Below are 24,015 nucleotides of genomic sequence, written 5' to 3'. Positions count from 1 at the left end.
AAGACCCGGCCGCCAGTGACTCCTCCGCTCCCTGAAGGGAGCGGCTTCTCGCTAAGCCGCTTGCGCGACGTCGCGAAGGGCAAGCCCTGCCCGCAGGATGTTGATCGCCGCGTTGACGTCGGCGTGCGCCGCATGAGCGCACCGCTGACAGACGAACGTGGCCTGGGCGAGGCGGTTCTCCTTCGCGACATGCCCGCAGCGGGCGCACGTGCGGGAGGTGTTGGCGGGGTTCACCGCGATCAGCTCTCGACCGGCGCTTTCAGCCTTGTGCGACAGGATCGTCAAGAACACCCCCCAACCCGCGTCGAGAATCGAACGGTTGAGGCCGGACTTCTGGGCAACATTGCGGCCGGGCACCTCGACGGTGCCGGACGCCGAGCGGGTCATGTTCGCGATCCGCAGGTCCTCGCAGGCGATGACGTCGTAGTCGCGGACCAGCGCGAGTGCGGCCTTGTGCGCGCCGTCGAGGCGTTGACGGCCGACCTTGCCGTGCAGGGCGGCGACCCGCGCCACCGCTTTACGGCGCCGCGTGGAGCCGCGTTTCCTGCGGGCGAGGTTCCGCTGGGCGACGGCGAGGCGCTCGGCGGAGGCGGCCAGGTGGCGCGGGTTGTCCAGGTGCTCGCCGTCGCTGGTGGTGACCAGCCAGGCCACGCCCAGGTCGATCCCGACGACCGCGCCGGTGGCGGGCAAGGGTTCGGCAGGTACGTCGTCGCACGACAGCACGACGTACCAGCGGGAGCCTTCCCGCTTGACACTGATCGTCTTGACGGTGCCGCGCACCGGCCGGTGCCGGTGGGCGCGGATATGCCCGACACCCTGGAGACGCACGTAGGTGGCGGTAGGGTGTTCGGGCTGGGAGTCCCACCGGCAGCCGTCGCCGTCTTTGGGCCAGGTCACCGTGTCGAAGCACCCCTTGCCCTTGAAGCGGGGAAACCCCGGGGTGCGCCCGGCCTTGACGCGGGCGAAGAACGCGGCGAACGCCTTGTCCAGGCGGCGCAGGGTGGCCTGCTGGGAGGAGAACGACCACCGGCCCTGACCGCCGGTGTCATCGGCGCGGATGTGTTTCAGGTCGGCGGACTGCTCGCCGTAGCGGATGCTCACGCCCGCTTTGGCGTAGGCGGTGCGGCGGTGCTCCAGCGCGGCGTTGCAGAGGGCGCGGTGGTCGTCCAGGCAGGCGGTCAGCGCGGCGGCCTGCCTGCTGGTGGGGCGGAGCAGGAACTTGAACGACCTACGCACGAGCACCACCACTTTTGGAGGTGCGCTCGTACTGAGTGTTGATGTAGCGCCGCACCGTCTCGGCCGACACCGCGCCGACCGTGGCCACGAAGTACGACCGCGACCACAGCGTGGGCAGCTGGGAGCGCAGGTGCGGGAACTCGGCGCGCAGGTGGTGGGAGGTGAAGCCCTTGAACTGGTTGGCCACGTACGACGGCGAGTTCTTCGGGTTGGGCTTGACGAACAGATGCACGTGGTCGGGCATCACCTCAAGCGCCACGATCTCCCACCCGTGCTCGTCGGCCTTGGTGCGGATCAGCTCCTCCAGGCGGTCCTTCACCCGCCCGCCAAGGACCGGGCGGCGGTACTTCGGGCACCACACCACGTGGTACCCGAGGTCATACGCCGCACCGGGAGAAGTGCGTATCCGACGAGTCACATGATGTTTATAACAGCGCCGCTCATCTAATGCACGACGAACGGAGATCTCTGATGCGCAGACCAGACAGGTCAGGGCACGCTCGGGCCTTGGCGGCCCTCCCGCTCCCGATTCCCCCGTCGCCTAAAGGCGACGGTCCCCTCGGGAGGATCTGATGGGGGCCACCCGTACGAGGTTCCCCGGCTCTTCGTGCGGGTGGCTCACCCGAAGATCGCCTGGGCGAGGGTGAGACCGGCGAACACCGCTCCCAGGCCGGCGACGATCGAGGCGGCGACGTTGGCGACGGCGAAGAACACCGCGCCGGTCTCGGCCAGCCGCAGCGTCTCGTAGGAGAACGTCGAGTACGTGGTCAGCGCCCCGCAGAAGCCGGTGCCCAGCAGCAACCACACGCCGGTGCCCACCGCCCCGGACAGCGCGGCCCCGGCCAGGACGCCCAGGATCAGCGAGCCGGCCACGTTGACCGTGAAGGTGCCCCAGGGGAAGACCGTGTCGTGGCGTGCCTGCACGGCCCGGTCGGTCAGGTAGCGCAACGGCGCGCCGACCGCGCCGCCGAGCAGCACCAGCAGCCAGTTCACCGCGCCCGCCCGTCACGGGGGCGAACGACCTCGACCTCGTCCAGAACGGCCAGGCTCTCGGCGAGCAGGTCGTCCAGCCGGGGCAGGAAGGCGCGGATCCGCTCCTCGGTATCGATGATCACGATGGTCATCGGCAGGTCGGCGGTCATCGACAGCAACCGGGTGGTGTGCACGATCGAGGTGGTTCCGAAACCCTCCACGCCGCGGAAGACCGATGCCCCGGCCAGCCCGGCGGCATGGGCGCGGTGCACGATCTCGCTGTACAGGGGGCGGTGGTGCCAGGTGTCGGTGTCGTCGGTGAAGATCGTCAACCGCAGCGCCCGTCCAGGCGGGATCATCGCATTCCCCTCGCTGTCCTCACCAGGAGCCGGCGGGTCGCCCACGCGCCGGTGACCGCCGCGGCCAGGGCCGCCAGGAGCGTCGCCGCCAGGTAGCCGAGCGCCGGGCCGGTCCTGCCGCCGGAGACCAGGCGCTCGATGTCCAGGCAGTAGGTGGAGAAGGTGGTGAACCCGCCCAGCACTCCGGTGGCGAGGAACGGCCGCACCCAGACCGGTGCCGTCCACACCTCGGTCAGCGCCACCAGCAGGACCCCGATCAGCAGGCAGCCCACCACATTGACGCAGAACGTGGTCCACGGGAAGGAGCCGGCCGCGGTCGGCCACAGCAGGGCGGCGCCGTAACGGGCGCCCGTGCCGATCGCGCCGCCGGCGGCGATCATCGCCAGGACACCGTAGTGCGAGCGACGCGGCTCGGGGGGATCGACGGGCTCGGGCACTGTCTCGAACCTCGTCTGTTTCGAGCGCATGCCTCTCCCTACGCGCGGTGGACACCCGGCATGACCGCGGACACGACCTGTCAGCGAGTAGGGACCGACGGCGTCAGCGAGGTGCCGCGCCTCGGGGACGGGCGGGCCGCCCCGGCATGGATCCTCGGCCCTTCTCAGCCTAGCGCGATCACGTCCCGATCATCGTCACCGCCGCTCAGGACACCGTGTGGCAGGACCGTCCAGCCGCCGAAGGTACCCGATGACAGGCATGAAATCCCATAGGTCACAATGATCGCCGGAGGTGGTGATGGTGATGCGGCGCGGGGTCGCGGCGATCCTGATCTCGGCGGCGGCGTTCGGGCTCATGCCCGTCTTCGCCTCCTTCGCGTACGGCACGGGGATGTCGGTGACGACGCTCCTCATGCTGCGGTTCGCGATCGCGACGGCGGTGTTCCTCGGATGGCTGGGGGTGCGCGGCAGGCTCGGGCGGCTGACCGGACGGCAGTGGGCGACCCTCGCGCTGCTGGGTGGCGGCATGTACGCGGCCCAGTCGCTGCTCTACTTCACGGCGGTCCAGCGCATCTCGCCGGCCCTCGCCGTACTGCTGCTGTACCTGTATCCGGCGCTCGTGTCCATCCTGTCGGCGGTGGTGGAGCGCACTCGCATGAGCTGGACCGTCACCGGGCCGATCCTGGTGTCACTGGCCGGGCTGACCCTGGTGGTGGGCCGCCTGGACACCGGCCTCGACGTTCCCGGCCTGCTCGCGGCGGTCGGGGCCGCCGTGGCCTACGCCCTGTACATCATCGTGGGCAGCCGGGTTTCCGCCTCGCTGTCCCCCTCGGTCACCACGGCCTACCTGTCGATGTTCGCCACCGGCTCGTTCGCGCTGCTCGGGCTGGCATCGGGCGGGCTGGACCTCGGCTTCGCGCCGGCGGGCTGGGTCTGGGCGACGGCGGTGGCGCTCGTGTCGACGGTGCTCGCGATCGCCCTGTTCTTCGTCGGGGCCACGACGCTCGGCCCGGTACGCGCGTCGATTCTCAGCATGCTGGAGCCCGTCGTGACGGTGCTCGCCACCTGGCTGCTGCTGGGCGGGACCCTGACCTGGCAGCAGCTCGCGGGGGGCGCGGTGGTGCTGGCCGGGGCCCTCTGGGGCATCCTGGCGAGCTCGGCCCGCGACACCTCCCCGGCCGCGAAGGAGACCGCCGTGGAGGCGTCCTCCTAGTTCGGTACGTCCCGAGCACCGGCGCCCACGGCGAGGTCTGCACCTCCCCGCAGTTCACGGCGGAGCACGAGGGCGTGGTGGAGGTAGTTCCGCGCCAGGCGGGTACGGCCCGCCGACCGGTGCAGCTCGCCGAGCCTCTGGACCGTGGCGGCCTCCCCGCTCCGGTCTCCGAGCCGCTGGAAGATCAGCAAAGAGCGCTCCAGCTGGTCGGAGGCATGCGACCGGTCACCGCGGACCACCTGCAGGCCGCCCAGCCCCTGCATGGCGTAGGCCCCGCAGTGCAGGTCGCCGAGGCCTTCGAAGATGTCCAGCGCACGCCCCTGGAAACGCATCGCCTGACCGGGGTCCGCCCCCAGATCGTGCAGCCGCCCGAACTGCATGGACACGCAGCCCTCGCGATGGGAGTCGCCGATCTCCCTGGCCAGCCGCAGCGCCGCGTCCAGCCAGTTCGAGGCCTGCCGCAGGTCGCCCGAGGTCAGGCAGGCCCGCCCGATGGCCTGCCGCGCGTAGGCCTCGCCGCTCTGGTCTCCCATGGCGAGGAACATGGCCAAAGCCTGCCGGAAGTACCCGAGCGCCCGGAGATTCTCGCCGCAGAACTGGTTGACCGCCCCCAGCCCGCAGATCGAGGTCGCCTCCCCCCGCCTGTCCCCCAGCTCGCGGAAGATCCTGAGGGATCGCCGGAACATCTCCGTCGCCTCGGCGTAGCGGTCCTGGTAGAGACTCACCTGGGCCAGGCCGCGGAGCATGGCCGCCTCGCCGTGGCGGTCCTTGGCCAGGCGCGCGGCCTCCAGGGCGATCCGGTGGGTGGAGCGCCACTCGTCGAAGTGGCAGCGCAGGTCGAAGTAGGGGACGAGTGCCGCGGCGAGCCCCCACGCCGATCCGGCCAGCCCGGCGTCGGCGGCGAGGCGTACCGCCCCCACCAGCGCGTCGTGCTCGGCGTCGAACCAGGACAGCGGGTCTGCGGTCAGGCGGCCGAGGGTGTCCTCGGCCAGGTGCCAGCGGGTGGCCGAGGCCGAGGTCAGGCTGAAGAGCGTGGTCGGCAGCCGCGCGGTCGCACTCTCGGTGGTGGCCGTCCACGCGCCGAGCACCCTGATGAGCGCGTGCCGATCCGAGGCGCCGCCGGCCTTCTCCCTGGCGTTGCAGCGGACCAGGTCGTGCAGCCGGTAGCGCGGCTGGCCGATCGGGTCGGTCCCGACCAGCTGGAGCAGGTTCGCGTCGACCAGGACATCCGTCACCTCGTCGGCCCGGTGCCGGCCCAGTGCGGCGTCGACCACCCAGCCGGGCAGGGACTGCGGGCCCAGGAGGCCGAGCGCACGGAAGGCACGTGCCGCGTCCTCGGGCAGCAGCCGGTAGCTACGGTCGAGGCTGACCCGCACTCCCAGATCCCCGGCGCGCAGCTCGCTGAGCCGGTTCGACTCGACCTCCAGCCGCTGCCGCAGCACTCCGAGCGACCAGCCGGGCCGTCCCGCCAGCCGCGCCCCGGCGATCCTGACGGCCAGCGGCAGGTGGCAGCAGGCCGTCAGGATCGCCGAGGCGGCCTCCCTCTCCCGTTCCAGCCGCTCGGGCCCGACGATCGCGGCCAGCAGGTCCGCGGCCTCCCGCGGCGACAGGACGTCCAGTTCAAGCCGGAGCGCCCCGGGCAGTTCGGTGATCCGCCGCCGGCTTGTCACGAGCACCGCGCAGCCGTTGCCCGGCAGCAGCGGCCGTACCTGGGCGGCGTCTGCGGCGTCGTCGAGGAAGACGAGCATCGGGCGCTCGGCCAGCAGGGACCGGTAGAGCGCGGCACGTTCACGTTCGGTGCCCGGCAGGCCCGCCGCATCGGCCCCCAGCGCCCGCAGCGCCTCGGCCAGCAGCTCACCGGGGTCCGCGGGCACCGGGTCGGTCCCACGGAGGTCGAGGTAGAGCTGTCCCGCCGGATATCCGGCCCGTACGGCATGCGCGCAGTGCACGGCTAGCGCCGACTTGCCCACGCCCGGTGCCCCCATGACCACGACGATCGAAGGCGGTCCGGGCGCCGGGCGCTCCGCGAAGGTCAGCGCCCGCGTGAGGAGGGCGACGCTCTCGGCCCTGCCGGTGAAGTCCGGCATGTCAGGAGGGAGTTGCCGGGGAGCGGCGAGAGCCGGAGGATGGCCCGGCACGGCCACGGTGGGCAGGGGTTCTCCCGCCAGGATGGCCGAGTGCGCCCGGCGCAGATCCGCGCCGGGTTCGACGCCGAGCTCGGTGACCAGCTGCCGCCTGACCGTGGTGTAGGTGTGCAGGGCCTCGGCCTGCCTGCCGCTCCGGTGCAGGGCGAGCATCAGCTGCCGCCAGAGGTCCTCGCGGAAGGGATGCTCCTTCAGCAGCCCGCGCAGCTCGCCGATCGCGCCCGCGTGGTCGCCCCGCTCCAGTCTCAGGGCGACCAGTTCCTCGGCGGCGCCGAGCCGTGCCTCCGCCAGCGACTGCAGGCGGCCGTCCCAGAGCGGGCTGCCCGGCAGCTCGGCGAGCGGTGTTCCGCGCCACAGCGCGAGCGCCCGGCGGAGCCGGTCGAAGGCCTCGTCCGTACGGCCCGCCGCGCGCGCTCCGGCGAGCAGGTCCTCAAAAAGCAGCACGTCGAGCTGCTCGGGTGCCAGCTCGATCACGTAGCCGGGCGGACGGGCCTGGATCCGCGCGCCGGCCGCCGCCAGCACGCCCCGGAGCGAGCTCACGTAGGTGCGGAGGTTCGCCTGGGCGGACCGTGGCCGCCGCCGGGGCCACAGCACCTCGACGAGGAGGTCCGCGCCGACCACGCGGTCCGCGTTGAGCAGCAGCGACGCCAGCAGGATCCTGGGTTTCGTACCGGCGATGCGGAGAGACCGTCCCGAGCTCCGGACCTCAAGGGTACCGAGCACGTTGAACGTGGGCTGATCGACCACCATGACCGCATTTACTCCTCTTATGGAGGCGCTGCAACCATTCATCGGGCTGTGTTGTACGGGTCGGATAGGCCTTTATATCGATTTTGGATGATTTTTGTATCGCTAATCCGGACCCTGGACCCCGGCAAGAGCCTTTCGCAGAGAACTAACAGACAGTGCACGGCACCGGTCAGGGCTCGGCCCGCCGGGCCTGCGGGAAAGGATCCGCATGAGACTCAACGGGGTACTCACGGCGGGGTTCGCCCTGCTACTCGGTCTCGCCGGCGGCGCCGTCACGGCACCGGCCGCCGGCGCGGCGGCGCCGGGAGACCCGGTGCCGGCCAACAGCGCGGCGGACCCCGCGCCGAGCGGCGAGATGAGCATCCTGGCGACCAACTTCCAGCTGCCCTTCCCCTGCGGACAGGCCTGGACGGGCAACTCCAGCGCCAGCAGCGCGCACCAGTCATGGGAGATCGACTTCAACCGGGGCGGTACCGCCGACGCCGACCTGGGCGACACCGTGGTCGCCGCGGCGGCGGGCACGGTCTCCATCTCCGCCCACCAGGGATCGACCAACGGCTTCGGGAACCTGGTCAAGATCGACCACGGCGGCGGCTGGTCCACCTACTACGCGCACCTGAACTCGCGCTCGGTGAGCGCGGGCGCCACGGTCTCCCAGGGCCAGAAGATCGGCACGGTCGGCAACACCAGCAAGCCCGGCAACAACATCTCGCCCCACCTGCACTACGAGGTCCGGCTGGGCAGCAGCTACCCGTCCAACATTCAAAAGGCCGTCTTCAACGGGTCCACGTTCGGCTACCCAGCCCAGACGGTGACCTCCAGGAACTGCGGCGGCTCCACCAACCCGTACACCCCGCAGGAGGTGTGCGGTTCCGGCTACAACGTGATCGACTCCGCGGCGCTGGGTTCGGCGGGCACCGTCTACCTGCTCTACAACAACTCCAACGGCTACAACTGCGTGACCACGATCAAGAGCAGTTCCATCGGCACCCCGAGCGCCACCAGCGCCTACCTGGAGGTGCAGGGCAGCACCCGCGTCCCCGACTCGGGCAACTTCGCCTACTACGCCGGCCCGATACGCGCCTCCGGAGCCGGCAAGTGCGTCAAGTGGGGCGGCACGGCGGGCTCCGCCGGCTACGACAGCCCCTTCGAACACTGCGGCAGCTGATCCACCGAAGGGGCCGTCTCCGTCCCCACCGGACGGAGACGGCCCCTTCGACGCCCCCCATCTGCTTGAGGAGAATCCGTGAAGGCCCGACTCCGCCGTTCAGCCGCGCTGCTGGCCGGCTCGCTCGTTCCCCTGGTGCTCCTGGCCGGCCGGCCCGCGAGCGCGGCTCCCCCCGATCCCCTGGCCGACGCCTTCACCCGCGCGGCCGCGACCTACGAGGTGCCCCGCGACCTGCTCGTCACGCTCGGCTACGCCGAGACCCATCTCGACGGGCACAGGGGGGAGCCGAGCGCGAGCGGCGGCTACGGGATGATGCACCTCGTCAGCAACCCGACGGTCCACTCCCTGGAACAGGCCGCCCAGCTGACCGGGCAGCCGGTCTCGGCGCTGAAGACCGACGACGCGGCCAACATCGCGGGCGGCGCCGCGGTGCTGCGCGCCCACGCCGACGCGCTCGGACTGGACGCCGCCGCCCGCGAGGACGCCGGGAAGTGGTACCCGGCGGTGGCCAGGTACGGCAACGCCTCCTCCCCCCAGGTGGCCCGGCTGTACGCCGACACCGTCTACGAGCTGCTCGCCTCGGGTGTCAGGGCCACGACGCCGAACGGCACCGTGACCGTCCGGCCGCAGGTGGTGCGGCCCGACCTGGGCGCGTACGCCAAGGCGCCGGACCTGGACAGGACCTTCGCGGCCGCGGCCGTGGACTACCCGTCGGCCCACTGGGCACCGGCCCACTCCACCAACTACGCCGTCTCCAACCGCCCGTCCGATGACGCGATCGACCGCATCGTCATCCACGTGGCCCAGGGTTCCTACGCGGGAACGATCTCCTGGTTCCAGACCGGGCCCAGGGCGAACCCGACCTCGGCGCACTACGTCGTCCGCTCCTCGGACGGCGACGTCACGCAGACGGTCCGCGAGAAGGACAGGGCCTTCCACGCCGGTAGCTACAACAGGCGATCGATCGGCATCGAACACGAGGGCTTCGTCGACAACGCCTCCTGGTTCACCGACGCGATGTACCGCTCCTCGGCCGCGCTGACCCGCGCCATCGCCGACCGGTACGGCATTCCCAAGGACCGCGCCCACATCGTCGGGCACGTCGAGGTACCGGAAGCCGACCACACCGATCCCGGGCCCAACTGGAACTGGACCAGGTACATGCAGTTCGTCACCGGCGACACCGGCGGCGGCAACCCGCACACCCCGCAGTCGGTGTGCGGTTCCGGCTACAACGTGATCGACTCCGCGGCGCTGGGTTCGGCGGGCACCGTCTACCTGCTCTACAACAACTCCAACGGCTACAACTGCGTGACCACGATCAAGAGCAGTTCCATCGGCACCCCGAGCGCCACCAGCGCCTACCTGGAGGTGCAGGGCAGCACCCGCGTCCCCGACTCGGGCAACTTCGCCTACTACGCCGGCCCGATACGCGCCTCCGGAGCCGGCAAGTGCGTCAAGTGGGGCGGCACGGCGGGCTCCGCCGGCTACGACAGCCCCTTCGAACACTGCGGCTAGATCCGTCGCGGACGTGACGGGGGAAGCGGGGCCGTGCTGACCGGGGGTCGGCCCCGCTTCCGCTTTCGCGGCTCGCGATCGCCAGGTCAGATCCTGGCGTTCCGACGCAGGATGTCGACGGCGCGGACCGTGGTGTGGCCGCGCCAGTCGAGGAAGCCCGCGGGCGAGATCCTGGCGTAGTCGACGGTCCAGCCGCCGTCCTCCTGTTGCAGACCGGCCAGGCGGTCGAGGTCGGCGGAGATCACCTCGGAGGCGAACAACTCCCGCGCCGGCCCGCCGGGGTAGGGGGCGAAGTCGAGCGGATGCAGCGTCTCCTCCTCGGTGCCGCCCTCGACGTGCACCCGGCCGTCGGCGGGAAGGTACTTGCCGAGGCGGCCCAGCAGATCGGCCGCCTCGGGCAGGCGACCGTGCACGACGTCCAGGAACCGCACCGCGAAGGCCAGCACGTACGCGGAGGGCGCCGCCTCGACCGCCTCGATCTCGGTCAGGCAGTACCTGGTGGCCCGCTCCAGCCAGGGATGGGCGGCCACGGCGGGATCGTGAACGGCGACGCGGTGCGCGACGGCGGCGGACACCGCGGTGATCTGCAACGACGACACCGAGGGGTCGGCATCCCGCCACCAGGGGGCGCAACCGGCGGTGCCGGTCAGCGGCAACACGAACGGCAGGCCCCCGTCGGGCAGGGACACCGACTCCAGCCAGTCGCACAGCGCCACGGCCCGCGACGCGGTGGCAGGGGCGATGTCCTCGAACACCTCGAAGGCGTGCGCCGCGGCCCCGGTCTGGCTCTCGCTGGAGCGCAGGTCGGGCTCCAGGCCCCAGCCGTAGCCGCCGTCGGGGTTGCGATAGCCGTCCAGGGCGGCCAGCGCGGCGGCGGGGTCCTCCCGGCCCATCAGCACCTCAAAACGGCGGCGGTCCAGGACACGCGCGTGCGTGGCCATGAAGGCGTCCGCCGCGGCAAGGTCGACGTTCATTGAGTTCTCCCGGTGTGCGATGTCGGTGAAGCGCAGGCCGGGCCGGTGAGGGCCGGCCCCCGGCTCCGGCCATGGGCCGCGAATCAGACGTTCATCCTGCTCCGGCCGCCGGGCCGGCGTCTTGCAGGAATCGGTCATCGGGGCGACACGCGAGCGGCGGGATTCGCTGACGTGCTGTTCCGGCTCAACATAATGTGTTTGTGCCGCGCTCCGGCTCGGATAGTGTTGCCGTCTCCAGCAATGGACCTATCGAGGAGGTGAGACCCATTACCGCTGTGTCAGGTCGGGTGCTCTCATCTCACGACCGTGCGGTTCACCGGGCATAGGTGACCGGGAGAGCACCCTTCGGCATCCCGAAAGGCTCTCGTGTCATTTCCGCTGTCCCCTCACTCCCGGTCCGCCATCGTCACCAGGCTCCGGGCCGCCGGTTGCGTGTTCGCCGAGAACGAGGCGCACCTGCTCATCTCCACGGCACGGACTCCGTCCGACCTCACCGCCATGGTGGACCGCCGAGTCGCCGGTCTGCCCCTCGAACACGTCCTCGGCTGGGCGGAGTTCTGCGGCCTGCGGATAGCCGTGGACCCCGGAGTCTTCGTACCCCGGCGGCGCACCGAGTTCCTCGTCCACCAGGCCGTCGCCGTCCGAGACCGCCGGGCCCCCGTCCGGCCGCAGGTCGTCGTCGACCTGTGCTGCGGCTCGGGCGCGGTGGGTGCCGCGCTGGTCGCGGCGCTGGAGCGGGTCGAGTTGCACGCCGTCGACATCGACCCCGCCGCGGTGCGGTGTGCCCGCCGCAACATCGCCGCCGGCGGTCAGGTGTACGGCGGTGACCTCTACGCGTCGCTGCCCGGCACGCTGCGGGGGCGTGTCGACCTCCTGGTCGCCAGCGCACCCTACGTACCCACCGAGGCGATCGGGCTGCTGCCCCCGGAGGCCCGCATCCACGAACCCCGGGTGGCACTCGACGGTGGCGAGGACGGCCTTGACGTCGTACGGCGCCTGGCCGCCGCGGCGCCACTGTGGCTGGCACCGGACGGCCACCTGCTGGTCGAGACGAGCGAACGCCAGGCGCCGCGAACCGTCGAGGCCTTCACCGGCAACGGGCTGATCCCGCAGGTGACCGGTTCCGACGAGTTGGACGCCACGGTCGTCATCGGAACCAGGCCCACCTCCCACCCCCTGCGCCGATGAACCGGGCGGGGCCGGTACCCGTACCGCTCGGGTACCGGCCCCGCCGGGGTCACGGAAACCCTGACCGGCGCTCTGATGGGGCGTGGGCCCGCCGGACGTCCACGGCCCGGCTAACAGGTCAGCCGAGGACGCGCAGCCGGAGGTACGTCGCTCCGGGCACCTGGGTCAGGCTGAGGCGTTCGAGCCTGATGTTGGTCCCACCCGGATGGTCGAACAGCCGGACGCCGTCGCCGAGCAGGACGGGCGCGATGAACACGAGGATCTCGTCGAGCATCCCCGCGTCGAGGCACTGCCGGGCCACCTGGGCGCCGAGGACGCCGACGTTTCCGTCACCCGCGGCGGCCTTGGCCGCGGCGACGCCGCTGTCGAGGTCACCGACGAAGGTGACCCCCGGCACCGGTGTGTCCGGCGCCTTGTGGGTGAGCACGAACTGCTGCCCGGTCCACCCCCCGCCGTACGCCTCGCCCTGCTTCTCGGTGCCCTCGTGCGGATCGCCGCCGCCGAAGGTGCGGTTGCCGACGAGCAGGGCACCGGTCTGGTCCATGATCTCCTTCACCACCGGGTTGGGCCCGAGGTGCTCGGCCAACCAGGACATGTCACCTCCCGGACCGGCGATGAATCCGTCCAGTGACATGGTGCACTGGTACTGCAACTTACCCATGACCTACCTCCGTCGAGATCGATTCGACTGCCCCGTTGAGACGGCGGATCGCGGGAAAACTCATCGGTGCGCCGGTGGCAACGCCATGGGCAGGGCGAACGCCGGGAACAGCGCCGGGTCGTGGAAGGCGGTGAGCTCCACGACGCGGTCGTCCTCGATCCGCAGCACCCCGATCGCGACGGCGCGGTAGGTGTGCTCGCCGAGGCGCCGGACGTAGGCCGCCGCCGCCGGTCCCCCGTTGGCCCGGGTCTCCACCATCTGGAACCGGCCCACATAGTCCGGCGAGCCGGTGTCCCAGCTCTCCGCCAGCGACGCCACCACCGCGTCACGTCCCTGGAACCACATCGGGTAGGGCGGCATCGTCGCCCGGACCTCCTCCGCCAGCAGTGCGGCCACCGCGCCGAGGTCGGCATGTTCGACCGCGTCCATGTACCGCCGCAGCACCGCCCGTTCCCGCTCGGTGGGCTCCGCCGACGGCGCCCACTCCAGGCGGCGCTCGGGCAGATGCTCCCTCAGCGTCGCCCGAGCCCGCTGCACCGCGCTGTTCACCGATGCCACGCTGCCCTCCAACAGCGCCGCGGTCTGCTTCGCCGGCCAGCCGAGCACATCGCGCAGGATCAACGCCGCCCGCTGCCGGGGCGGCAGATGCTGGATCGCGGCCAGGAACGCCAGCTCGATCGTCTCCCGGCCGACCACCACGGTGTCCGGCTCGGCCTCGCCCGGCGCGGCCGGCTCCCACAACCGATCCGGAAACGGCTGCAGCCACGGGATGTCGGTACCGGACGACAGCGCGACGCTCGGATCCGACGGCACCGTCACGTGGTGCGGGAGCACCCGGCGAGCCCGTCCTTCGAGGGCGTCGAGGCACGCGTTCGTCGCGATCCGATACAGCCAGGTCCGCAGCGTCGAGCGCCTTTCAAAGCCGTCGAGGTTCCTCCACGCGCGCAGGAACGTCTCCTGCACCAGATCCTCCGACTCATCGAACGAGCCCAGCATCCGGTAGCAGTGCACCCGCAACTCCCCGCGATGACGCTCGACGAGCGCCGCGAACGCGGACTCGTCGCCCGCCTGCGCGGCCGTCACCACCGCATCGTCGTCACCCACGCCCGACAATCGTCCTCTGTCCTGTCCCCGCCGGCTGGAGGGCCCGGCGATCCCGGCCGTTATCGGCGGCTCCACCATACGGCCGGTCAGAACGCGGCGCGGACGCGCCGCCGCCGGCGCTCCGGCCGGTCCTGCCTCAGCCCGCCGAGACCCGAAGGACGATCTTGCCTCGTACGTGCCCGCTCTGACTCAGCCGGAAGGCCTCGGCGGCCTCCGACAGATCCAGAACCGTCGCGATCTCCGGGACGACCAGGCCGTTCTCGATCATCCCTCGCAGCTCGTCGAGGTCCGCCGTGCTCGGCCTGGCGAACACGAAGACGCCGCCGTGCTCCAGTACGCCGTCGTTGGTCAGCGAGACGACCCGCCCCCTCGCGTCCTCGCGCAGCAGGTCGAGGGAGGAGACCAGCGTCTCGCCGCCGTACATGTCCACGATCGCGCTGACACCGGCCGGCGCGAGCGCCCGGACCCGCTCGCCGAGCCCGGGGCCGTAGCTGACGGGCTCGGCGCCAAGGCCTCGCAGATAGTCGTGGTTGCGGGTCGAGGCGGTGCCGATGACACGCGCTCCCAGGGCGGCGGCAATCTGTACGGCGAACGACCCGACACCGCCCGCCGCGGCCTGCACCAGCACGGTGTCACCGGCCCCCACCCGCAGCGCGTGGACGAGTGACTGGTAGGCGGTGAGGCCGGCGATGGGGACGGCCGCCGCCTGCTCCCAGCTCAGATTGACCGGCTTGCGGGCGATGGTGCGCACCGGTGCGGCCACCCGCTCGGCGTAGGTTCCCCTCCCGATGGAATCCTCGCGCACGTACCCGATCACCTCGTCCCCCACCGCGAAGCCGGTGACCGTCGGGCCGACCTTCGCGATCACCCCTGCGACGTCCCAGCCGGGGACGACGGGAAAATGCACGTCGAAACGGCTGTCCAGATGCCCTGCGGCTATCTGCCAGTCGACCGGGTTGACCGATACCGTCCTGACGTCGAGGAGAACGGACTCCGGGCCGAGTTTCGGCTCGGGGACCTCCCCTGTCTCCAGGACCTCCGGCCCTCCGTAGCGCCGGTAAACGACCGCCTTCATCAAATCCTCCAACGTGGAAATCCCGCCTTCGGGCGGGGAAGGAGACGGGGAGTCCCCTCCCTCGGAAAGGGGAGGATGTCGGCTCCCCACCTTCCGCTGATGAGCCGATGGTGTCTTCGAGATACCGCGAACCGCGGCTCAGGTGCTCACGCCGACGCCTCGACGCCGACGTTCCCGTCACGGGGCTCGGAGCCGAGCGACACGACGACGATCTCGGGCCCGCACTCCTGACGGCCGACCAGCCGGGAGCCGACCAGCCTGCAGGACAGCTCGACGAAGCGGTCCTGCAACTGGGCGACCGACAGCCGGCCGTCGGGTCGGTACCAGACGGCGACCCCGTTGCACATCTCGAGCAGCGCCAGCCTGGCCACCCGCAGGTCGGTGATCTGGAACTCCCCCGTACGCGCCCCCCGTTCCAGCACGCGCTGGAACATGGACTCGTAGTCGTCACGCATGGCGACGATCTCCGCGTGGTTGTCCCCGGTCAGTGCCCGCACCTCGCGGTCGGTGACCTGGCAGGTGAGCGGGTTGACCGCCTCCGTCGCGACCTGGGCGAGCACCAGCCTGGCGAGCTGGACGGCCGGGTCCGCGCTGGGCTCCAGGGCCTCGCGCCCGGCGCGCAGGAGCTCACCCAGGCCCGCGCGCATGATCCCGGCCAGTAACTCCTCCTTGCCGCCCGCGTAGTGGTACAGCGTGGCCGAGTTCAGCCCGGCCGCGCGGCCGATCTCGCGGATGCCCGTGGCCGCGAAGCCCCGTTCCGCGAAGAGCCGCACCGCGGCCCGCTGGATCTGCTCGAGGTTTGACACGGCATCTCTCAATCGAACGATTGATCAGACATCGCACCCTAGCAGGGCACGCCGAGGATGACGTGATCCCGCTCCGGCGCCGCGGGCATGGCGGCACCGAGATCGTGGGACGACCGTGAAAACCATCGAACCGGATCAGCGGTAGTAACCCTCGACCGGGACGCGCGCCTCGTCGAACAGGGCGGGGCCCTCCTGCCGCGCGCCGGCGCCGGTGGCGGCCGGTTTGAGGCTCGCGAGCTGTTCGTTGGAGAGCGCGAACACCACACGGCCGAGGCCGGACCGTTCGATGGCGCCCCCGCACATGGGGCACGGCTGGCAGCTGGTGTACATGGTCGTGGCGGCCGCGGCGGCGGGGTCGAGCTCGCGGGCCGCCCACCTGGCCAGTTTGAGCTCGGGGTGGGCGGTGATGTCGGCGTCGCTGAGAACCGTGTTGCGGTCCTCGGCGAGCACGGTGCCGTCCGGGCCCACCAGCAGTGACCCGAACGGCGGGTCACCGGCCGCCCGCGCCGCGGCGGCAAGCTCGATGGCCCTGCGCAGGAACTTCTCGTCGTCGCCGGTCATGGTTTCCCTCGTTTCTGTCTGATACGTGCTCGGATTCCAGCGGGCGGCCACGGTCGCGAGCGCCTGCCAGGCGGTCTGCGGATGGCGTGTCTCGTCCGGGTCTCCGTTGAAGGGGTCGAGTACGACGGTCTCGGAGCCGAGGAGGCGCAGCTGTTCGAGGTCGTCAAGGATCTGGTCGATCGTGCCCTCACCGGCGAGCCGCCCGGGGGCGGTGATCGGTGTCTCGGTGAGCCGCAGGGCGATCCGGGGGGCCAGGGCGGGCACCGGCCGGTGACACTCGTTCGCGATGGCCTTCAACCGGCCCAGCGCCTCGCGCAGCCAGGGGAGGGTGAACCTCAGCGGATGCCATGCCTCGCCGAGATGTACCGCCCGGCGCAGTCCGGCGTCGCTGTTGCCGCCGACCCAGATCGGTATCCGCCCGGCACGGTAGTCCCTGTCATCGTTCCAGGCGGCGCGGATCACCCGGAGGTGATCGTCGGTCAGCGCCCCGCGCCGCTGGAACGGGACTCCGAGCGCGTCGAACTCCTGCCGCGCCCAGCCGACGCCCACGCCGAGGACGAGCCGTCCCCCGCTGAGCCGGTTGAGGTTGGCGGCCATCCGGGCGACGAGCAGCGGGTGCCGGTACGGCACGATGAGCACCGTGGTCCCGAGCCTGACCCTGCCGGTGATGCCGGCCAGCCAGGCGAGGGTGGTGAAGGGTTCGTAGAACGGCGCCGGGTACTGTTCGGCGACGTCGGGTGTTATCGCGATGTGGTCGGAGACCATGAGCAGGTCGAAACCCAGGCCCTCCACCGTCTGCGCCCAGTCGCGCAGCACGCCGGGGTCGGTACCTGGCCCAAAATTCGGGACATTGACGCCTATTTGCACTGGTTCAGGCTATCCAGCCGTTATTTCCCATTGGAAGAGAGTTTTCCCGGCGCGATAGTCGATATGCCGTGAATATGCCGGCACCTTTGCCTGATGACCGAGAGCCTCGACGCCACCGACTGGTCGCTCCTGGTCGAGGTCCAGCGAGACGGCCGCATCCCGCTGACCGAGCTGGGGCGGCGGATTAACCTCAGCGCCTCCGCCACGACCGAGCGGATCAGGCGCCTGGAGGCGGCGGGCGTCATCACCGGCTACCACGCCCACGTCGACCTGGCGAAGGTCGGCTTCACCGTGCTCGCCGTGGTACGCCTCGGGAACGTCTCAGCGGGTCGGTCAGTCGGTGTCGTGGGAGACCAGCAGGCTCAGCACCTTCCCGCGCGGGCTGAGCGCGCCGACCGCGAGTTCCTGGTCCGTCCAGTACGGCGTACGCCTGGTGATCCTGAACGCCAGCCAGCGCCATCGGGCCGCCAGCTCGTTGACCCGGTGGACGGACGCGTCGGCGGGGGCACGCACCAGGCCGGCGACCGACCGCCACGTCGCCAGCCTGCCGTACCCACCGCGAAGCCCGGGGAAGTGAACGGCATCGCAGTAGGCGGAGGTGAACAGCTCGCCCACCACCGAGCCCAGGTCGTCCAGCTGCCCGTTCAACACGATCTCCGCCACGAAGGCATCCGGCAGGAAGGCGTTCACCCCCAGCGGCACCAATTCCTCAGGGCCGGCGGCCCCGGGAAGTTCGAAGATCTTCGCCCATCCCGGTGAACTCCAGTGCTCCACCGCCGCGGTGATGAGCCGCTCCTCCTGCTGGCTGCTCACCGTCGCGGGCTCCCCACCGGGAGCCCGCGTGAGCGCGCGACCGTCCAGGAGGATCCGCGCGACCTCTGGATGCTCGGGAATACAGCCCTCGGGCTGGGGAACCCAGCCCGCCTGGAAGTAGGGCACGCGCATCCGGCGCTCTCCCCTGCCGAGCCTCAGGGGCAGCCCCGCGAGAGGATGCCCCAGCTCGCGCAGGGCGGCGACGCACCGTACCGCCGCCGGCACCCGGGTCAGGTTGACCCGGCGCACCACCAGCTCCTGCGCCAGGCAGGCGATCAGCTCCGCCCAGGTGTCCGGCTCGGCGGGCACACACCCGAACAGCGGCAGCAGATGATGGACCCGCCGGGACTCGGCCAGCAGCGCGGCCAGGTCACGAACCTCCCGAAGCCGCCGCTCACCGACGTAGTGGCCGCGTACCAGCTCGGCCAGCGACCCGGCATCGCCGGGAACGCGCGCCAGGATCGGCCCATGTGGCCCGTCAACGAGCCCGTGCGAGATCACGAAGACTCCCCCGGCGACCTCAGCCGCATGCTCGCCCCTCATCATGTCGGAAACCCGCTCTTTGCCAATCGGGGACCATTACGCTAGGTAATCAAGCAGTGACCGAAACGACAACGACCCCCTGTTGGCCATCACGAGAGCGGCAGACGGCCGACAAGGGGATCCGGGCGATCGACGATCATGCCGGTGATGGCGGAGTTGAGCAAGACGACCTCGACGGAATCCTGGCGACGACGTGTACCGCGACTGGTTCTCCAGCCACTCCAACTGCGTGGCAGCCGGCCAGGGGGAATCGACCGAGGCCACTGGGAGCACTACACCTGCTCCGAGGGCGACTGGTTCTGGCATCTGTGGACCAACCGCTGAGCGGCGGATAGCAGCGCGGTCCAGCACCCGCAGGCTCCGATGACTGCGGGTCTGTGCGTTGGGCGTGGGGGTTCGCACCAACCCAACGCCTTTACGATGTAGATCAAGAAGCGGCGAAATCCCCGCTCCCCATCGCGGGCGCAGTGAGGAGCGGGGATTGTACTCGCTGGAACCTCAACGGCGAGTGGACGCCGTGCGCACGCGGGCTCGGTTGTGTGCAATGGCCCCATGGCTGCTGTACCGATATGGACCGACCTGTTGCAGAACCGATCCGCCCTCTGCCTGGGACTCGCCCCCTCCCCCAAGTGGCTGGAGGCGTGGCGGATGCCCGACGACGTGGGCGGGGCCCGGCGAATGTGCGCGACGGTGCTGGAGGCCGCGGGCGAGCAGGTGGCCGTCTACCGGATCCAGGTGCCGTTCTTCACCCGGTTCGGCACGGTGGGCACCACCCTGCTGCGTGACGTCGTCGGCGGCGTGCACGAGCGGGGCTCGCTGGCGGTGCTGGACGCGAAGGTGTGCGACGCCGACGACACGATGGACTCCTACGCCGACCTCTACCTGGGGCCCGGCAGCGTGCTGCGCGGGGACGCGGTGACGGCGAACCCGTTCATGGGCTTCGGCTCCCTCGGCCCGCTGCTGCGCCGGGCCCGGGACAGCGGAACGCTGGTCATGGTGCTCGTACGCACCTCCAACCACGCGGCCGGCGGGGTGCAGTGCGCCATGACCGGCTCGCGCACCGTCGCCCAGCGCACCGCCGACGAGGTGCGGGAGTGGAACGACGAGCACGGCGTGGCGGCGGCGGCCGTGGTCGGGGCCGCCCCCGAGGAGGCCCGCGACCTGGTGGCCCGCATGCCGTCCGCGGTCGTGGAACTGCCTGGCCTGGGCAGGGCCGGACGCGACACCCGCGACCTCGTCACCGTCGCCGCCGGCGCGCCGGGGCGGGCCGTGCTGCCGGTCACCAGCGGGGTGCTGCGGCACGGACCTGACGTCGCCGCGCTGGAGGCGAGCATCGCGACCTGGCGGAAGGAGATCGGCGCGGGGGTCCCGGCATGCTGATCGAACTGCGGCCCGGCACCTCCGCCGAGGTCGCCGAGGAGGTGGCGGCACGGGCCGGGGCGCACGAGGACGTCACCGCCTGGCCGGTGCGCCTGGCCGGAAGGGTGTTCGTCGTGGTGAGCGGCGACGAGTCCCTCACCTGCGTACCCGCCTCGCCCGCCGTGCTGGCCCGCCGCCCCACCCCCGACGGCCACTGGCTGGTACGGCGCGACAGCGGCGTGGCCCCGCGCGAGGTGACGATCGGCCCACCGCTGTCCGGCCAGGCAGAGGCTCCACGGGAGATCGGGGTGGTCGGGGGGCCGAGGCTGTGGTGGGCGGCGGGACCGTGCGCGCTGGAGTCGACCGAGGACGCGGTCGAGACGGCCCTGGCGGTCAGGGCGCAGGGGGCGCACGCGCTGCGGGCCGGGCTGTCCAAGACGCGCAGCAGCCCCTACCACTTTCCCGGCAGGGGGCTGCGTGGCCTGGAGGCGCTCGCGGAGATCCGGCGTGCGGCGGCCATCCCGGTGATCACCGAGGTCTGTGACCCGCGCGAGGTGGCGGCCGTCGCCGAGGTGGCCGACTGCCTGCAGGTGGACGGGCGGCAACTGGACAACCGGCCGCTCCTGGCCGAGCTGGGTGCCCAGCGGCGCCCTGTGCTGCTGATGCGGGGGCCACGGGCGAGTCTGGACGACTGGCTGCGGGCCGCGGAGTTCGTCTTCACCCGGGGTAACAGTGCCGTGGTGCTCTGCGCGGGCGCCACCGGGGCACCGCAGCAGCCCGGCTTTGGGGCGATCACCGCGCTGCGCGCCCGTACCGAGCTGCCCGTGATCTTCGACCCCAGCCACAGCACCCGCTCGGCCTCGCTGGTGGCACCGGCCGCGCTGGCGGCCTCGGCGTACGGCGCGGACGGGCTGCTCATCGAGTCGTGCACGAAGCCCGAGCGGCTGTATCGCCCCGGCGACGCGGCTCACATGTTCCCCCCCGGATCCCTGGCGGACCTGGCCGCCACCTGCGAGCGGGTCCGGGACTCCGCACGATCCCTGGAGGTCTCCCGGTGACCGCTCGCCTGACCACCGCGAGCTGGCTGGTACCGCTGCGGCGGCCGGAACGGCCTCGCGCGCGGCTGGTCTGCGTGCCCAACGCGGGAGGCGGCGCCACGACGTTCCGCGGCTGGGCCGGTCTGCCGGCCGACGACGTGGAACTGTGGGCGGTGCGCTCTCCTGGCCGGGAGACCCGCATCGGGGAGAAGCCGCCGCACCGGCTGTCGATGATCGTCGATCCGGTGATCGACGAACTGTCGCGCCTGGCCCCGCTGCCGTTCGCGCTGTTCGGGCACAGCATGGGCGCGCTGGTGTCGTTCACCACGGCGCGGCGGCTGCGCTCGCGCGGGCTGCCGGGCCCGGGGCGGCTTTTCGTCTCCGGCTGGAACGCCCCCCAGATCCGCGACGGCATGCCACGGCTCGGGCAGCTCGGCGACGAGGACCTGATGCGAGTGCTGCACCGGCTGGACGGCATCCCCCCGGAGGTGATCGGCAACACGGAGCTGATGAGCCTCGTCATGCCGGTGCTCCGTGCCGACCTGAACGTGGCGGAGTCCTACGTCCACGAGGACGAGCCGCCACTGGCCTGCCCGATCTCGGTGTTCGGCGGGATCGGGGATCCGACGACGACGGCCGCCGGGCTGGGCGCGTGGAGCGCGCAGACGGGGTCGGCGTTCCGGCTCCGGCTGCTGCCTGGCGGGCACTTCTTCATCCACACCCAGCGCCGGTCGGTGCTGCGCGCGATCCGGGAGGACCTCGGCGCCTGCCGATGAGCGAAGGCCGCGGCCGAACCGCCGGCCGGGGCCCCGGCCGGCGGGGCCCGGGTGGAGGACTCAGCGTTTCCTGCCGGTGAGCCTGCCCATGGACAGAGTGGCCTCGGCGCCGTAGAAGCGGCCGACACGCTCGGCCTCCCGCTCCAGCTCCTCGCTCCGGCCGGAATCGAGGTCGACGAACGACTCGACCTTGATCTCGACCTTGCCGCCCTTCTCCCTGCGCTCCCACATGCCGGACACGACCCCGTCGACGAGCATGATCTGGTGGGCGACCGCGCCCTCGTACCTGCCCCGGCCGTGCTCGAAGACGCGTCCGGCGGTGTCCTTGGGCACGACGACCTCCTTGGGACCGCTGCCCAGGACGTACGCCTCGTACTGCGGCAGCAGTCGCAGGCAGCTCGCCTGTGACGGCCAGCGGCTCTCGTCGTCGGCGAGGACGTACGCCTTGCGGCCCTCGACCTCGACCTGGACGATCTCGTCGCCGAGCGACTCCAGCGCCTCGCGTGCCTCGGGTGGCCTGAGCGCGAACCAGCGGGCCAGGTCCTGGTGGGTGGCGGGGCCGTACGCGCGCAGGTAGCGGCGGATGATCTCCATCGCCGACTCCTCGGGCTCGGGCTGGTCGCCGAGCTCGACCTTCAGCCCCGCCCACCGGTCGGGCCTGACGTAGGTGGCCTTGGCGCCCCGTACCGGCCCGAAGCAGAGCACGCCGAGGTAGGCCACCGGACGCAGCAGCTCGCCCCAGTTGGAGGCGAGCCTGTCCTTGGCCCAGGCGCCGACCCGGCCCGACACCTCCCCGGCCAGCTCCTCGCGGGTCAGGCACTCGCCGTCCAGTGCCTGGCGGACCGCGTCGACGAACGACTCGCCCTGTTTCGCAGTCAGTCCGTGGTGGGCGTGCCAGCCGCCCTTGGCACGCCAGTAGGGCTTCCAGCGCATGGCCGCCAGCCACAGGGCCAGCTCGTCGGCGGCGTGCACGTGCAGGGTGCCGCGCAGGCTGTACGTCTTGACGAGGCGCTTGTCGTCGTACAGCTCCGCGCGGACCTGCTCGCGGGTGGCGTCCCTCACCCGTGACCCGATGGCCAGCTCGGCCGCGGCGGCGACCTGCGCCTGCACCCCGCACACGTCACGCACGGGTTTCCGCAGATCGTCGGAGACGGGTTTCACGAGATGGTGGCGGGCCAGCCGCCGCGCATGGACCTGATCCCAGGTGAGTGAGTTCATGGTCTCCGCTTCTACCCCATGGGGTGGAGCCGAACCTGGACGTGCTTGACACCGTTGATGACCGGGGAGCGCAGGTAGTCGGGCGGCCCGAGCAGCTCGGCCTCCGACACCGAGGTCGCGAGCTCGTCCAGGAAGACGGTGAGCTCCAGCTCGGCGAGGGCTGCGCCCAGGCAGAAGTGCGGCCCGGAGCCGAACGCGACGTGCCCGTTGCGTGAGCCGCGGGGGCGCCCGATGTCGAACACCTCCGGCGCGTCGAACACCCGCTCGTCGCGGTTGGCGGAGGTGTGCCAGATGACGACGTCCTGGCCCGGATGGATGGTCTTGCCGTGCAGCTCGGTCTCGCGGGCGGCGCGGCGCAGCACGTGGCGGCTGGGCGAGGTCCAGCGCAGCAGCTCGCCGACCGCACCTGGCACCAGCTCGGGCTCCTTGCGCAGCCGCTCCCACTGGTCGGGATGCTCCATGAGGGCCAGCAGCCCTCCGACCGCGGCGTGCCGGGTGGTCTCGTTGCCGCCAAGCATCAGCACGTCGAAGAAGAGCAGGCACTCCTCCTCGCTGAGCACCCCCGCGTCCTGGGAGTGGGCCAGCAGGCTGACGATGTCGTCGCCGGGTGAGGCTCGCCGCCGCTCCACCAGGCCCTGGCAGTAGAGCAGGAGCCGGCCGTGCGCCTGGGCGGCGTTGGCGCGCACGTCGGAGGTCAGCTGGTACTCGCTGTCGTGCGAGCCGAACGCGGTGGAGGTGAGGCTGAGCATCAGGTCCCAGTCCTGGCGCGGCACGTCCAGCAGCGCGGAGATGCCCGCGACCGGCAAGGCCGCCACGACCTCGGCGAAGTCGCACTCGCCCCGCTCCAGCGCGTCGGCGAACACGTCCCTGACGACCGAGCGCAGGTACGGCTCCAGGGCGGCGATGGCCCGGGGCGTGAAGCACTTGTTGACCAGCTTGCGCAGCTCGGTGTGGCGGGGCGGATCGGTCGTGTTGATCATCTTTCCGGATCCCTGGTCACCGGTGTTGCGGTGCGGGCCGAGGGTGTTGGTCTGGTTGGAACTGAAGGTCCGGGGGTCCTTCTGCACCTTCACGCAGTCCTCGTAGCGGGTGACCGACCAGAAGCCCGGCTCCCTGCCCTCGGGGTTCCAGTACAGCGGGTCGTGGTCGCGCAGGTGGCGGAAGACCTCGTGGGGTCTGTCTCCGACGTGCAGCTCGGCGTCGGCCAGATCGACATCGGTCATTTACGAACCTCCC

At 71.4% G+C, this 24,015-nt stretch carries 23 protein-coding genes and 1 pseudogene; 9 read left to right on the top strand and 15 right to left on the bottom strand.

Annotation, left to right across the window (positions count from 1 at the left end):
* Positions 1-51: 51 nt before the first annotated feature.
* From ACQP0P_RS23045 to ACQP0P_RS23025, 5 genes are all read right to left on the bottom strand, one after another.
* Positions 52-1,236 carry an RNA-guided endonuclease InsQ/TnpB family protein gene (locus ACQP0P_RS23045; protein WP_433380660.1) on the bottom strand — a complete coding sequence of 395 codons (1,185 nt, stop codon included), beginning with the start codon at positions 1,234-1,236 and terminating at the stop codon, positions 52-54.
* Positions 1,229-1,654, bottom strand: coding sequence for an IS200/IS605 family transposase (gene tnpA / locus ACQP0P_RS23040; protein WP_433362464.1), 426 nt, complete (start codon positions 1,652-1,654; stop codon positions 1,229-1,231). The genes ACQP0P_RS23045 and tnpA overlap by 8 nt, the downstream gene beginning before the upstream one ends.
* A gap of 200 nt (positions 1,655-1,854) precedes the next feature.
* The gene (gene crcB / locus ACQP0P_RS23035) at positions 1,855-2,229 is read right to left on the bottom strand and encodes a fluoride efflux transporter CrcB (protein WP_433380657.1); all 375 of its coding nucleotides are present in this window, start codon (positions 2,227-2,229) and stop codon (positions 1,855-1,857) included.
* Positions 2,226-2,567, bottom strand: a complete 342-nt coding sequence (locus ACQP0P_RS23030) for a DUF190 domain-containing protein (protein WP_433380654.1) — start codon at positions 2,565-2,567, stop codon at positions 2,226-2,228. Before ACQP0P_RS23030 ends, crcB begins: the two co-directional genes overlap by 4 nt.
* Positions 2,564-3,034: a FluC/FEX family fluoride channel gene (locus ACQP0P_RS23025; protein WP_433380651.1), complete on the bottom strand. Its 471-nt coding sequence runs from the start codon at positions 3,032-3,034 to the stop codon at positions 2,564-2,566. Before ACQP0P_RS23025 ends, ACQP0P_RS23030 begins: the two co-directional genes overlap by 4 nt.
* A 268-nt stretch (positions 3,035-3,302) precedes the next feature.
* Here ACQP0P_RS23025 and ACQP0P_RS23020 point away from each other — a divergent pair, with 268 nt between their 5' ends.
* The gene (locus ACQP0P_RS23020) at positions 3,303-4,217 is read left to right on the top strand and encodes a DMT family transporter (RefSeq protein WP_433380648.1); all 915 of its coding nucleotides are present in this window, start codon (positions 3,303-3,305) and stop codon (positions 4,215-4,217) included.
* Here the strand turns inward: ACQP0P_RS23020 and ACQP0P_RS23015 are convergent.
* Complete coding sequence (locus ACQP0P_RS23015) at positions 4,214-7,111, bottom strand: BTAD domain-containing putative transcriptional regulator (RefSeq protein WP_433380645.1); 2,898 nt, start codon at positions 7,109-7,111, stop codon at positions 4,214-4,216. The two genes, ACQP0P_RS23020 and ACQP0P_RS23015, sit on opposite strands and share 4 nt — an antisense overlap.
* 208 nt (positions 7,112-7,319) lie before the next feature.
* Here ACQP0P_RS23015 and ACQP0P_RS23010 point away from each other — a divergent pair, with 208 nt between their 5' ends.
* Together ACQP0P_RS23010 and ACQP0P_RS23005 are read left to right on the top strand one after the other, a co-directional pair.
* On the top strand, positions 7,320-8,279 hold the full coding sequence (locus ACQP0P_RS23010; protein ID WP_433380642.1) for a M23 family metallopeptidase: 960 nt from the start codon (positions 7,320-7,322) through the stop codon (positions 8,277-8,279).
* A gap of 78 nt (positions 8,280-8,357) precedes the next feature.
* A complete protein-coding gene (locus ACQP0P_RS23005; RefSeq protein ID WP_433380639.1) occupies positions 8,358-9,797 on the top strand; it encodes an N-acetylmuramoyl-L-alanine amidase in 1,440 nt (479 codons plus the stop codon).
* A gap of 86 nt (positions 9,798-9,883) precedes the next feature.
* On the opposite strand, the gene ACQP0P_RS23000 is transcribed toward ACQP0P_RS23005, so the two are convergent.
* Positions 9,884-10,771, bottom strand: a complete 888-nt coding sequence (locus ACQP0P_RS23000; RefSeq protein WP_433380636.1) for a hypothetical protein — start codon at positions 10,769-10,771, stop codon at positions 9,884-9,886.
* A gap of 366 nt (positions 10,772-11,137) precedes the next feature.
* Here ACQP0P_RS23000 and ACQP0P_RS22995 point away from each other — a divergent pair, with 366 nt between their 5' ends.
* A complete protein-coding gene (locus ACQP0P_RS22995; protein WP_433380633.1) occupies positions 11,138-11,959 on the top strand; it encodes a putative protein N(5)-glutamine methyltransferase in 822 nt (273 codons plus the stop codon).
* A gap of 118 nt (positions 11,960-12,077) precedes the next feature.
* Here ACQP0P_RS22995 and ACQP0P_RS22990 read toward each other — a convergent pair whose 3' ends face one another.
* From ACQP0P_RS22990 to ACQP0P_RS22970, 5 genes are all read right to left on the bottom strand, one after another.
* On the bottom strand, positions 12,078-12,620 hold the full coding sequence (locus tag ACQP0P_RS22990; RefSeq protein WP_433380630.1) for a dihydrofolate reductase family protein: 543 nt from the start codon (positions 12,618-12,620) through the stop codon (positions 12,078-12,080).
* A gap of 60 nt (positions 12,621-12,680) precedes the next feature.
* On the bottom strand, positions 12,681-13,724 hold the full coding sequence (locus tag ACQP0P_RS22985) for a sigma-70 family RNA polymerase sigma factor (protein ID WP_433380627.1): 1,044 nt from the start codon (positions 13,722-13,724) through the stop codon (positions 12,681-12,683).
* 136 nt (positions 13,725-13,860) lie between these two features.
* Positions 13,861-14,799, bottom strand: coding sequence for an NADP-dependent oxidoreductase (locus tag ACQP0P_RS22980; protein ID WP_433380624.1), 939 nt, complete (start codon positions 14,797-14,799; stop codon positions 13,861-13,863).
* 146 nt (positions 14,800-14,945) lie between these two features.
* Positions 14,946-15,605 carry a TetR/AcrR family transcriptional regulator gene (locus ACQP0P_RS22975; RefSeq protein WP_433380621.1) on the bottom strand — a complete coding sequence of 220 codons (660 nt, stop codon included), beginning with the start codon at positions 15,603-15,605 and terminating at the stop codon, positions 14,946-14,948.
* 135 nt (positions 15,606-15,740) lie between these two features.
* Entirely contained in the window at positions 15,741-16,982 is a 1,242-nt protein-coding gene (locus tag ACQP0P_RS22970) for a TIGR03619 family F420-dependent LLM class oxidoreductase (protein ID WP_433380618.1), read from the bottom strand.
* A 144-nt stretch (positions 16,983-17,126) separates the two neighbouring features.
* On the opposite strand from ACQP0P_RS22970, the pseudogene ACQP0P_RS22965 reads away from it, so the two are divergent.
* Positions 17,127-17,231 (top strand): annotated as a pseudogene (locus tag ACQP0P_RS22965) (AsnC family transcriptional regulator); the annotation flags it as partial.
* A gap of 135 nt (positions 17,232-17,366) precedes the next feature.
* Here the strand turns inward: ACQP0P_RS22965 and ACQP0P_RS22960 are convergent.
* Positions 17,367-18,347, bottom strand: a complete 981-nt coding sequence (locus ACQP0P_RS22960) for a DUF6183 family protein (RefSeq protein WP_433380615.1) — start codon at positions 18,345-18,347, stop codon at positions 17,367-17,369.
* A gap of 189 nt (positions 18,348-18,536) precedes the next feature.
* On the opposite strand from ACQP0P_RS22960, the gene ACQP0P_RS22955 reads away from it, so the two are divergent.
* The 4 genes from ACQP0P_RS22955 (at position 18,537) to ACQP0P_RS22940 (ending at position 21,561) form a co-directional block, all read left to right on the top strand.
* Entirely contained in the window at positions 18,537-18,713 is a 177-nt protein-coding gene (locus ACQP0P_RS22955) for a hypothetical protein (protein WP_433380612.1), read from the top strand.
* A 228-nt stretch (positions 18,714-18,941) separates the two neighbouring features.
* On the top strand, positions 18,942-19,769 hold the full coding sequence (pyrF, locus tag ACQP0P_RS22950; protein ID WP_433380609.1) for an orotidine-5'-phosphate decarboxylase: 828 nt from the start codon (positions 18,942-18,944) through the stop codon (positions 19,767-19,769).
* The gene (locus ACQP0P_RS22945; protein WP_433380606.1) at positions 19,763-20,806 is read left to right on the top strand and encodes a hypothetical protein; all 1,044 of its coding nucleotides are present in this window, start codon (positions 19,763-19,765) and stop codon (positions 20,804-20,806) included. The genes pyrF and ACQP0P_RS22945 overlap by 7 nt, the downstream gene beginning before the upstream one ends.
* On the top strand, positions 20,803-21,561 hold the full coding sequence (locus tag ACQP0P_RS22940; RefSeq protein ID WP_433380603.1) for a thioesterase II family protein: 759 nt from the start codon (positions 20,803-20,805) through the stop codon (positions 21,559-21,561). Before ACQP0P_RS22945 ends, ACQP0P_RS22940 begins: the two co-directional genes overlap by 4 nt.
* A 60-nt stretch (positions 21,562-21,621) precedes the next feature.
* Here ACQP0P_RS22940 and ACQP0P_RS22935 read toward each other — a convergent pair whose 3' ends face one another.
* Both ACQP0P_RS22935 and ACQP0P_RS22930 read right to left on the bottom strand, forming a co-directional pair.
* Positions 21,622-22,779, bottom strand: coding sequence for a winged helix DNA-binding domain-containing protein (locus tag ACQP0P_RS22935; protein ID WP_433380600.1), 1,158 nt, complete (start codon positions 22,777-22,779; stop codon positions 21,622-21,624).
* Between the two features lie 11 nt (positions 22,780-22,790).
* Entirely contained in the window at positions 22,791-24,002 is a 1,212-nt protein-coding gene (locus ACQP0P_RS22930) for a cytochrome P450 (protein ID WP_433380597.1), read from the bottom strand.
* Positions 24,003-24,015 lie beyond the last annotated feature (13 nt).

This window comes from Streptosporangium sp. CA-115845 (assembly GCF_050943795.1).
Lineage (GTDB): Bacteria > Actinomycetota > Actinomycetes > Streptosporangiales > Streptosporangiaceae > Streptosporangium.
The sequence above is the reverse complement of the archived record's forward strand: the minus strand, read 5'-3'. Positions and strand labels throughout refer to the sequence as shown.